Source organism: Arhodomonas sp. AD133, assembly GCF_051195215.1.
In the GTDB taxonomy this organism is placed as follows: domain Bacteria; phylum Pseudomonadota; class Gammaproteobacteria; order Nitrococcales; family Nitrococcaceae; genus Arhodomonas.
On sequence record NZ_JBNAZM010000078.1, the window covers coordinates 1 to 12,092 of the forward strand.

Below are 12,092 nucleotides of genomic sequence, written 5' to 3' on the forward strand. Positions count from 1 at the left end.
ATCCCCGCGCGCCCGGCCGCCGCCGCCGTCCACAGCCACAGCGCGCACGCCAGCGTACGCGCCACCAGTCCCTGGCGGATTACTTTCATCCGTGAACCCCAATCGTCAGTCGTTACTTCGTGTCAGGTTGTCCAAAAAACCGCTTTCTGCGGTCCAGTATTCGGTTGCGCGCCACTTTACGAAAATTCGGGCTGGCTAACCACTACCTGGACCGCCTCCTCCGGGGCCTCCACCACCGCCGGGACCGCCTCCTCCCGGACCGCCGCCTCCGCCGCCGCCACCACCACCGGGACCACCGCCAGGTCCCTCGCAGCACGAACCACTCTCGCATTCTGGCGTACAGGCGCTGACGGGCGGCTCCCCGCCAGGTCCCGCGTCCCAATTTAGTATCGCGCCTATGCCACCGACGTGATAGGGATCCCCCTCCCCGCGATCGTGGCGATGATCAACGTCAGATGGTGAACCGCAACCGGAATAATCAGCCTTCGTCCAGGTGAAGGACGTACTGCTGCCACGGCGGTCACCATTCGCGCAGGTGAACTCGCACTTAGCATCGGCCCTACGGACGTACTGATAACAACCGCCTCCTGACCCATCCCCGGTCGACTCGAGCGACGACAGGGCGATCACGCGGTAGGGCACGGTGATGCTCTGCTTCGGCCCGAGTGCATCGGGGAGCCCATTCACGGCCTCGAACCGGAAATAGCGGTCGCTCCCGGGCATGTCGAGCTGCAGCTCGTCGGCTCGCACCAGGCCATGGTTGGTCAGTGTGAATTCGCCGCGGAATACGTCACCCGGCGCCATGTCCGGCAGGTTCACGCTACCCGGTTCGGTCACCAGAACCGGTGCGGGCACGTCGGTTTCGTAGGTGGCCTCCAGCTTGATTTCGTAGCGGTCTTCCAATGGCACTTCTACGACCGACCATTCGACGGTGACCAGATCGTAGTCGAGGAAGACTTCGACCGGTCGCGTGATGCCCGCGCGCACTTCGAAGCGACCGCCGACCTCCTGGTGCTGATCCGCGCGGGCCCGGTACGTATAGGTGCCTGCCGGCAGATCCTCGAACAGGATCTCGCCCGCTTCGTCGGTTCGCCCTGTGTGCTCGATGTTCGGCACGCGCACGTTGCGGACGCGTATGTGGGCATTCGCCAGGCCCTGAATCAGGTCGCCGTTCTCGTCGCGGGTGGCGGTATAGATGTCCGACACCTTGAACAGCGCATTGCCCTTGCCTGAACGGGACACCGCCACGTACACGCCATACTCCGTGGGGGCGAGATTGGCACCGGTCACCCGCAGGCGGTATTCGTACATGCCTTCGGCGATGTCATCGGACGGGCTGATCCGGACGGGCACCTCCCGCTGCTCGCCCACGGCCAGAGTGCCAAGATCACCGGGGACGGCGAGGCTCAGCCAATCCGGCGCCGCTTCACCGGCCTTGGTGACGAGCTCCACGCGCGCCTCCTCCAGCGGCGCGAGGCCGACATTCCTGACCGACACGGACTCCATCACCATCTGGCCTTGCGCCACCCCTGTCTCCAGGTAGCTCGGCTCGAAGCCCAGCGCCGGGGTGCCCTGGGAGAACTCGAAGTCGACGGTCACGGTGTCGAGGCGCACCGCGTCGGCCGACTCGCCGCTCACGACGCCCAGGACCAGTTCCCCCTCGGCCGGGGCCGCCTGGTCGGGCGTGAGATGGACCGGCATGGAAACAATGCTGTCCGGCGACACGTCGCGACGCTCCGGCAATTCCACATCGATTCCGTCCGGGCGTGTCCCGTTCGGCTGATCGGCGTCGACGTAGCGAAGCCGCACGTCCTCGATGGCGCGACCGTTGCCGACCGAGAGTCGCACGGGAATCTTCCGGCGCACGTCGTAGGCGCTGTGCAAGCGGAAACGCCCCGGTTTCGCCTGCAGGCCGGAGAGGCTGAACGACGCCTGCTCCGGCCGCTCGGAGACATCGGGATGCGTCGCCGAGACGTGATAGACACCGGACTCGTTCGCCAGCAGCTCGAACTCGTAGCGGTATGAACCGTCATCACCGGTGAACACTTCCCGCACGCGCTCGAAGCCGCCGCCCTCGATGACGAGCTTGACCGGCACGCCGGTGGCCGCTTCCCCCGAGTCACTGGTCAGGGCTCGGCCGACGATTTCCACCGTGGTGTTCCCCAGCGACGCCTCCGGGGTGACCTCGTCCACGGTCGCCCGGTAGGGAGGCTCGGTAACGGTAACGTCACGCCGTGCCGACAGGCCTTCGATGGCCACGGCTTCGTCGCTGCCGAGCCGATAGTGGAGCTGGTCCACCTCCCCGAGGAGCTCGACGGTATCCGGCACCGCTGACGGGACATGGATGTCCTGCCAGGCGCTGGTAAACGTCTCCCCTGCCGGGATGCGCGCGACCACCCGGCCGCTTGCCGTGGCCACGAGCTCGTCGCCCAGGTACTGGTTGATGGGCTCCACGGCGAGCACGTTGCCGTCGGCATCACGCAGCTTGAAGCGGACCTCTTCCGAGGCGGCGTCACCGCTGTCACGGGCGGTGACGACCTCGATGGGCACATCGGCGGTGTTCTCGATGGTGAACCGGACTTCGCCGTCACCGCCGCGGGTCACGTTGCGCGCGGAGACATCCATCACCAGCGCGCCGTTGCCGACCTCCAGGGGCCGGGTTCGCACGACCCGGGCGCTTTCGCCGGGGTGTGGTTGCGACTCGAACGCACTCTCCAGGCTGACTTCATCGGGGAGATCCACGTGCCCGCCGATGACCACCGACACGTCCCGAACCTCGCCCGGCTCCAGGGAGAACGGCCGGGACTGCGCCTGGTGGCCGTCGACGACAACGCGCATACGCGCCAGCTCGATGGCCTCGTCGCCGCGGTTGATGACCGTATAGACGACGCGATTCATCAGCCCGCGACGCAGTGAGCTCCCCTCCTTCAGGGAGAAAGCGACGTCGGGCAGGAGAATACTGCGCGGGACGCTCTGTGCGCCATTGCGGTCGACGGCGACGACGCTGTAACGGCGATCACCGCCGCGGAAGCCCTCATCGATGAAACTCGTTTCCTTGATCAGCGACGGACCGATGGCCTCCGCCGAATCGCCGGCGCCGAGGAACAGGCGGTAACCGGCGAGAGAGGGTACGTCGTGCGCCCAGGTAATCACCGGGCGCTGCTCACCGCGCTGCGCCACGTGCAGCTCGCCCACGGGCAGCAGGTTGAAATTGAGGTAGCCTGATTCCGACGGCGCGGACTCGTTCCCTGCCGCGTCGAAAGCAGTCACCGCGTAAGCGTGCTTGGACTCGGAGGGATCACTGTCCAGCGCGGTGAGCCCGTCGATGTCGTCGATGACCGGTTCCAGGCTGTCCACCGACGTAATCTCCGTATCCGCCGAGCGGTAGAGCCGGAAGCGCACGTCCCCGTCGCCTGCGGCGTGCTCCCAACGGGCGACGATGCCCTGGCCGGTCAACTCCAGCGCCAGCGCCGTGGGCACGTTCGGCGCGCGGGAATCGGTCTCCACCGCCACCGGCTCGGACGGGGCGCTGACCGCTGTCTGGTCGTTCGCCTCGCGCACGCTGGCGACGGCGTAGTGATAACGGCCGTCGCTCGGTGTCTCGTCGCGGTAGTCCGTCTCGCCTTCCGAGCGCGCAAGCATCGTCAATTGCGACTCGCCGGGTCCTTGACGATAAATTTCATAGTCCGCGGCGCCATCGACGGTTTCCCAATTGAGCGCCGCCGCGCCATCCGGCCGGGCCTCCGCGTCCAGGCCACGCGGCGCATCCAGTGGTGGCAGTTCCCCCTGGTAGACCTGCGCGGCTTCGTCGACGTGAACGTCTGTGCCCTCGTTGTCGAGATCGTCCACGGCGCGGAAGTCCCAGTGCAGACGCTCGGGCTCGGCGAGACCAGCGTCCGACGGGAGCGTGAAGCTGCCACGCCAGGTCCGCTCTCCGGTTTGAACCAGGCCGTCGATGGGCACCACGGGACGGCTGTCTCCGGAAAGCTGGTAACCGAATTCGGGGGCGGTCCCTTCGGCCGGGGCCTCGGTGAGCGAGAAGGTCACGCTGACCGTCGCCGGAGCGGACTGGTCCGTTCTTATCGGACTGGCAGGCGACACGGTGAGCCCCGCCACCGCCGGACCCGCGGTGTCGAGAGTCAGCGAACGCCCTTTCTCGATCCGGGTTCCGCGGTTACCGGCCTCGTCCCGTGCCGAGAATACGGCGTACGCCTTGCCGGAGGGGGTGTCCGAAGTGACCTCGAAGCGCCCGGTGAACTTGGTCTCCGATATCGCCTGCAGCTCGACGGAGATCGGGCGGCCGTTCTTCGGCGTGATGCTGAGGAACGGCTTCGCCAGCAGCGGCTCGCTGACGGTCACCTGCACGGAAACCTCGCCGGGACCGATACGCCCAGTCTCATCGTCGAATGCGCCCTGAGGTGAATACGCGACTTCGAGGGCGACCGGCGGCGTCGCGTCGACGTCGACCTGCGCGGACGACGACGGTTCGCTCTCGGTTCCGTGGGCGTTCACCGCGGTGACTCGATAATAGTAGGTGCCGTCCGCGCCGGGGATATCCGTAAACGCGGTTTCGGTAACAGGGGTGTCGCTGACGCGGCTGGCCTGGCCCGGTTTGGAGAACGCGGTCGTGCTCCGGTAGACGATGAAATGATCAACCGCGTCGGGCCCGCCCATATGCTGCCAACGCAATTGCACAGCTCCCCCGTCGGCAACGTCCGCGCTCAGCCCAACGGGCGCCTCGGGCAAGGCGGTATCCAGGGTGACGCCAACGACTTCGCTCTTCGGCCCCTCACCGGCACGGTTCGTCGCCGTGGCGCGCAGGCGATTCTCACCATCCGACAAGGTGACGCTCATGGTGAACCGGCCATCCGCCGTCACAGACGTCGTGCCGGCGCGTTCGCCATTGTGGTAGAGGGCCACCTCGCTGTCGGGCTCCGCTGTACCAGTGACGGTCAGTGTTTCGTTGGCTGTCTCGAGCCCGTCCTGCGGTGACGTGATCTCGGGCGCCGGTGGCGGCGCGAGCGCAACGGTGAACCGCCGCGTGACCTTCGTCTCGTTGTCGAGCGTATCCCGCGCAACGACCTCGAGACGGTGCTCGCCGTCCGCCGCCTGCTTGAGCGCATAAGGCGCACGGTAGGTTCCCTGGGTATTCTCGACGGGCAGAGAGGAGCCATCCACGGCCAGATCCACTGCCGATACGCCCGACGGGTCGTCGACCTCGACTTCGAACGCCGCCGCACGCTCCAGCCGAGCTCCATCGGACAGCGGGTTGCCCCCGTAACGTACGGCCGTGATTTCCGGACCCGCCGTGTCTTCCTTGGGCGTGGACTCGACGGTCTGAACCGCCGGGTTCTCGCCGCCGGAGGTGTTCACCGCCGTGACCGCCACGTAGTAAGCAGTGCCGTTGGTCAGCCCCGCCACCTGTCCCGCAGCCTTGTCGGCGTCGACTACGGCACGTGGATCCAGGTCGGTAACGTTGTTGAACGGCGTATCGCTGACGTAGATCGCATAGTGATCGACATACTGCCGCGGGCCCGAGGGCTGCCAGGTGGCCCGGAGCATCCCGCTATGGGGCTCGGCCTGGACGTTCGCGGGATTCGGCAACCAGGTCACGCCGGTAACGGTCACACCGTCGCTCTCATTGCCGGAATCATCCACTGTGGTAATGCGCACGGCCACCGCCGCGGCGCTCCCCAGCCCATCGACGCGGTATTCCGTCTTGCCCGGGTCGAGTGCCACCGCCTGTCCGGAGCCGTCCTGATAGACGTTGACAGCCGCGACATCATCATTGGCGGGGAGCTGCCAGTGGAAGACGACCTCGGACGCACGGGACTCGGTCCGCGTGACGGTCACCTCCCCGGGGGCATCAGTATCCACCGTAACGACTTCGGTCGCCGTGACGGCGGTGGTGACATTGCCGCTGACATCACGGGCCACCACGGCCACGTAGTAACTACGGTTCCGGTCCAGCCCCTCGAGTTGGTAGGTGAAGTGCCCGGCATCCTCACGGCCGGCCAGCTCCGCGTCACCGGTGTCATCGAACGGGGCCCCGGAGAGGTAGACGAGGTACTCGGCGATGTCGTCCCCGTTGGCCTCCTCGTCGTAGGCGGACCAGTCCAAAGATACCGAGGTGCCATCTGCACCGACGCCGGCGGTCAATGGCACGGGACCGGGCGCGGTATCGTCCACCATCACCGTGCGGTGCACGGACATGCTCTCGTTACCCGCCGGGTCGACGGCGGAAAACCGGAGGGTGTTCTTTCCGTCGCGAAGCGTCACCGTTGTTTTCCACGACGATTCCGCGTCCGGTGGCACCAGGACTTCACCGTTGAGCTGAAGACCGGTACCTGGCTCTTTGGTACCGGTGATGGCCAGCTCATTGTCCGATACGGACGCTGGTAGGTCCTCGACCGTGGGCGCTGCCGGCGCCGTGGCGTCGTAGTGGAATGTGCTCGTCAGCGCGGCGGCTGCGTTGCCGGCCTTGTCAACCAGCCGGATCTCGAGGGTATAGCTACCCTCCGCCAAGGCCACCGTTGGAGAAAACACGAGACGGCCGGCTTCATACCGCCAGTCGCCCGGAACCGTCTCGCCGGCAGTGGCAAGGGCCATAGTGGACGCATCCGTGCCGAGCCCCGTACCACCGTCGGAGAAGGCGACGACCACCCGCTCGGGGCGTTCCGTGAGCATGGCGCCGTCGGCCGGCTTCACTTCCGTAATGGTGGGCGCCGTCGTATCCACGACGAAGATCAGCGACGCGCCGGCCGAGCGGTTGCCGTCCGCGTCCTTGGTATAGACCTCGATCTCGTTGCGCCCTTCCGGGAGTTGCAACGCCGCCGTCCAATCACCGCTGCCGGCCGCGACCACCTCACGGTCATTCACCCAGACGCTGGTATCAGCGGGGCGTTCGCCGGACACCGTTACCGAACGCTGGGCAAGCACGGTCTCGGCGGGAGCGAGGGGATGACTGGTGATCGCCGGTGCGGGCGCCTGCACCTCGACGCTATAAACGGGATTTTTGACGGCTACGACATTACCGCTGGGATCCGCGCCACCATTCACGTTTACCGTCAGTGGCGATGCCGCGCTTGACAGCCCGTAGACGACGCCGGTGGAGTACGTGTCGTGCGGGAAGCGGCTGGCTGACCAATGGCCGTCACCGGAGAGCGTCAAAGGCTCACCGTTGGCGTCCGTCACCGAGACGCTGAGATCCGTGTCCGGATCCATGGTTTCGTCGAACTGCACGACGAGCCGATAGGAAGCATCCCAGGACACCGGTTGCGGATGCGAGCCCCGGACCTCGGTAACCGTTGGTGCCACGGTATCCGCCACCGGCAGTTCCACCTCACCGGTGGCCGGATTACCGGCCACGTCGACTACACGGGGCGACGGTGCCACACGTTCGCCGCCGACGAGATTGACGCCGTCGGTGAGCGTGACGGTGACCCGCTGGCGATCCTCACTCCAATTAATGCGATTGACTTCACCATAGCTCGCGCCACCTGCCCAGAGGTGTTCATTGGCTTCAGTGGTGCCGTCGGAAATGACCGAGGTATCCATCGGTTCGTCGAAAACGAACTCATAGCGATCCCCGACCGAGGGCTGGCCGTCCGCATTGGCATCGTTGAAACGAACGTCGGTCAGCTTGGGAGGCGTCTCGTCTCGGCCCTGGAGCTGCACGCTGCCGGTCGCGGCATTCCCCGCAGTATCGGTAACGAGGGCGCTGGGGCGGACGCGCTCATCGCCAACGATGGTGTAACCGTCGGTCACAACTACCCGTACAGCGCGTCCGTCGGCCTGCCAGACGATGCGATTGGTTCGGCCATAGCGCGCCCCGCCATCGGGCCGTAAGTGCGCATTGGCAGCCGCCGTTCCGTCCTCCAGAACGGCGGGGTCCATACGCTCACTGAAGTGAAAGACGTAGGCATCCCCCACGGAGAGGTTCGCGTTGCCGTCGTTGTCGAGCCACTCCACCGAGAGCAGCCGCGGCCGTACCGTATCGCCCGTCGGCAGCGTGTGCGTGCCAACGACGGGATTGCCGCTACGGTCCTTCAGACCGGTCGGGGTCACCGACTCGCCCCCGGTAACGGTAAGCCCGTCGCTCAGGGTCACCGTGACAGCGCGGTTATCCGCACTCCACTCGATTGCGCTGTCCGCACCATAGTTCCCACCGCTCGGTGCCAACTGCTCGTTGGCAGCATCGTCACCGGTGAGGCTTCCAGGATCCATGGGCTCGGAAAAGCGGAAACGAAGCTGGTCGCCAACGGACAGACCACCGCTGCCGTCGATGTCATCGAGCTCGATTCCGTCGAACCGCGGCGGAGTACCGTCGTCGGACGCTTCCATCAGCCAGGCCTCGGAAACCGCCCCCCGCAGAGAGGTGTCCGGATTCTCGTGTATGAAATCCAGCGCCAGTTCGCCGTCCTGGTAGTAGTCGCTGGGAATAGCGACCTGATATTGAGTCGGATGTCCCTTAGGGGTGCGATGCGTACCATGTACGGGCTCGCCCGATGCCGTCTCTAACCGCTGGTATACCGCAGTTGAGTCGCCGTTGAAGTAGGTGACGCGCAACGTGTAATCCTTCGCGGGGTCGACGCCCCCGAACCGGAGGCGCACACGATCCGAATCCCACGCCATGGTCCGGCCGGCGCGATCTTTCGACGCATCCCACTCATTGGACAGCCGCCCCTGAAGCAGTTCAGGGGCCTGCAGATCCCCCGCGTACTCCATGCCCCCAGCCGTGAGGTTGGCGTACGCATAGTGGGTATCCGCTTTCTCGGCATACGGTTCATACACGACGTTCGCACTAACGCGGGCACCGTTGCCGTGCGGATTGGATTGCTCGTTATGGGGGCCGGAGCCGTCGAAATCGCCCCACCAGGTGCCAGTGGCCTCGATCTCATTGCCCGTGGTGTTACGTAAACCGAAGCCCTTGTTCGCAAAGAGGACGTTATTGGTGGCACCGGCATGAGCGCCGGATTCAACGAGGATGCCATCGCCACCATTGGTGCTGAGACGGTTGAACGTCACTTCCGCGTCGGTGCTGCCCCCCGACACGAGCACACCGTCACCACTGTTACCCCAGATGCGGTTGCCCGAAACACGGGGCGCGCCCGCGGTGATTCGTACGCCCGCACCGGCGTTCCGCGAGATAACACCGCTCTCGAACCGAATCGACGCCCCATCGATGTCCAGACCCGCGGCGCGCTCGTCACCGGCATACCGGATGGTTACGTGCTCGAGGCGTGAGCGGCCATCGAGCGGCGAGCTGCCGAAGCGCAGCCCCCGCCAGTCTCCCGCCGCCGGGCTGGTCTGCGCTTGATCGTCGTTGGTATCGCCACCCGCGGCATCGTCCTGCCAGGACGTGAAAACGATGGGTCGCTCGGCACTGGCAACCGCCGATAGGGCGCCGTCCACATTCAGGCCACTGTCGTCCGAGAACTTGACCACGACACCCGGTTCGACGGTCAGCACTGCAGCGGGCGACACCGTGACCTCTCCGGAGAGAATCCGATACCGCATGGGCGCCTGCGTGTCCGAGGAGCGCCAGCGCCGGAAGGTCACCGACTCCGCAACCGGGCCAGCAAGTAGCTCTATGACCGGGCGCTCATTGGCCGAAATCGTATTGCTAGCGTCCGGATAAGCTGCTGTGGCAACTCTCAGAGGCGTACCGTTACCCGTTACTACGTTGTCGCGAAGCCGATCGAGGAATTCGGTGGCATTGTCCGAATGGATACCGTAGGCACCGTTTTCGGCGATCTCGTTACCCGTGATCTCAGTCCGCGACCGTACGAGGTCAATGCCGTGTTTCCCATTCCCGGCAATGCGGTTGCCGTTGAGCACGAGCCGCGTTGCCCGATCGTCATAGCTACCGCGATACGCTTCGACGCCGGTATTAACGCTCCGGGCGATCTCGTTGTCGGCAAGACGCACCTCGGCCTGGCGCAAGTAAACACCCACATCGCCGGCATGGCGAACGTCACTATCGGTGACGACGCCATTGGCGTTGGCGAACACAATGTTCTTTTCCCCGTAGTAGATGCGCGCATGGGTGACCTGGGCGTCGCCGCCGTCGCTAACCCGGATACCGGACCAGTCGCCGGGCGATGCCTCGGAGGCACCGTCACCGTTTGTGTCACCGCCGTGTGCATCGTCGGTGACCGACGTTAGAACGACAGGCTGTCCGGCCTGGCCAGCTGTAGCGAGCGTTCCCTTTACCCGAAGCGCCGCGTTCCGGGCGAACTTCAGGGTCACACTGTCACGCAATCGCAGCGAAACCCCGCTGGGAACGACGAGGTCTTCGGTGACATGCAACACACCGCCCGCCAAAGTCAGATCGTCATCGAGGGCACCGCCGAGTGTCGCCGGCGTCTCCACGGTTCCGGGCGTGTCCAGGGTCGTCTGTACACCTTTCGATTCGTTGGGCACCTCGTCGACGGCCGTTAGCCGCAGGAGGTACTGGCCGTCCGGCGCCAGGCCGGAAAGCTGGCTCATGGTGGCGTTCGCACCGAGCTGATAGGGGACCCGGTCATCGAAATCCGGCGGATTGCTGCCGAAATTCTCACCGCCATCCGCCGAGACATAGAGTCGATAACCAAGCAGATCCCCTTCGGAATCGGGGCTCGCCTGCCACTTGACGATGGCTGCCGCCTGGCCATCCGACATGGCCATAGGTTCGGCAACGAAATTCGTTGCATCTTCCGGTGCAGTGGTATCCGCTTCATCGCTCAGGGAGACCGGGCCTACATTCGTCCACGCCCCCTGGTTGCCGTTCTGGTCAATGGCGGCGACGCGATAACGGTAGGCCACGGACTCTTCGACGCTCGAGTCCAGGTAGGTATCACTACCGCTATCAACCGTTGCGAGGGGCTCGTACGGCGTTCCTTCCCCGGCAGCACGTTCGACGACGTAGCCATCGACGTCACCGCTCGTGGTGTCATCCGTGGAAGGTTGCCAGGTGAGGCGAATCGCGTTGGCGCCGGGATGCGCGTTGAGCGCCGTCGGGGGCGCCGGGAGGGTCTGATCCACCGTGACCGTGACCGGGTCGCTAATGAGCTGCGCAGCACCGTCGCTGAATGTCGCTCGCGCCCGTAGCGTGTATGTCCCCGATTCGGTAACGGACCATTCGTAACGCCACTCGCCACCACTCAGAAGGCGGTCCACGGGGTACCAACTCGTGGCACTATCGGCATTCCCTCGTACCCCGACCTCCAGCCGCTCGACGGCTGCTACGTCGTCACTGACACGCCCGCGGAGCATGACCCGCTGCGATGACAGAACGGCGCCGTCATCGGGTCGTGTCATGGTTAGCTCACCCGGCGAGCCGGTATCGTCCGTCGGCAGCTGGACGACATGCAATGCCGATAGAAGGGCCCGGTCTCCGGTCTCACGCCGGAATCTCAGTGCAAGCTGCCCCTGAGAGATGACATCGCCCGATACCGTTGCGCCGAAGACAGCCGGGGTGTCAGTCGGGAGTGTCAGCGGCGCATGGAGTGTCTGGCCGTTTTCCGGCGTCACCAGACTCTGCGTGACCGTTTCGTTATCGCCATCGAAGTAAGTAGCAAGCACCCGGTAACCGCTGCTCGAGGAAAGGCCACTGATTTCGGCGTCGATTCGTCCCTCGGCGATGTCGTACACCACCGAACGGCCGGGATCATTCCCCCAACCAGAGTACGGGGTACCACCGACGATTGGCGCCGGCAGACCGTGGCCACGGTATTCGTTCGCCCCGGCGTTGAAATAGACGAACTCCGAGCCGTCACGGCGGTAGCTGCGCTCGCCGTCCTCCACCACCACGTCGGCGCTCACCGCATCACCGGAGCCACCGAACGCTCCGCCGGGGCCATCGGCCGCGCCCCACCACACATCCAGCGCCGTCACCGCGCCGGCATCCGCCGCCGCGCGCACGCCCAGCCCCGTGTGCCCGAACACTTCCGCGCCACTGACGCTCAGCCCCGCCGCCGTGGCCACGTCGAAGCCATCACCAAGGTTCGCGTACACCCGCCCGCCGCTGACCGTGCTCGCGCTCTCGCCGGCGAGCCGCACGCCATCGCCGGCGTTGGCATAGATCTCACAGGCTTCCAGCGTGTAGTCCA

The 12,092-nt window shown here is 65.5% G+C and carries 1 protein-coding gene; it reads right to left on the reverse strand.

Annotation, left to right across the window (positions count from 1 at the left end):
* Positions 1-195 precede the first annotated feature (195 nt).
* Complete coding sequence (locus ACPEES_RS22235) at positions 196-12,042, reverse strand: right-handed parallel beta-helix repeat-containing protein (protein ID WP_435106474.1); 11,847 nt, start codon at positions 12,040-12,042, stop codon at positions 196-198.
* Positions 12,043-12,092: the final 50 nt, after the last annotated feature.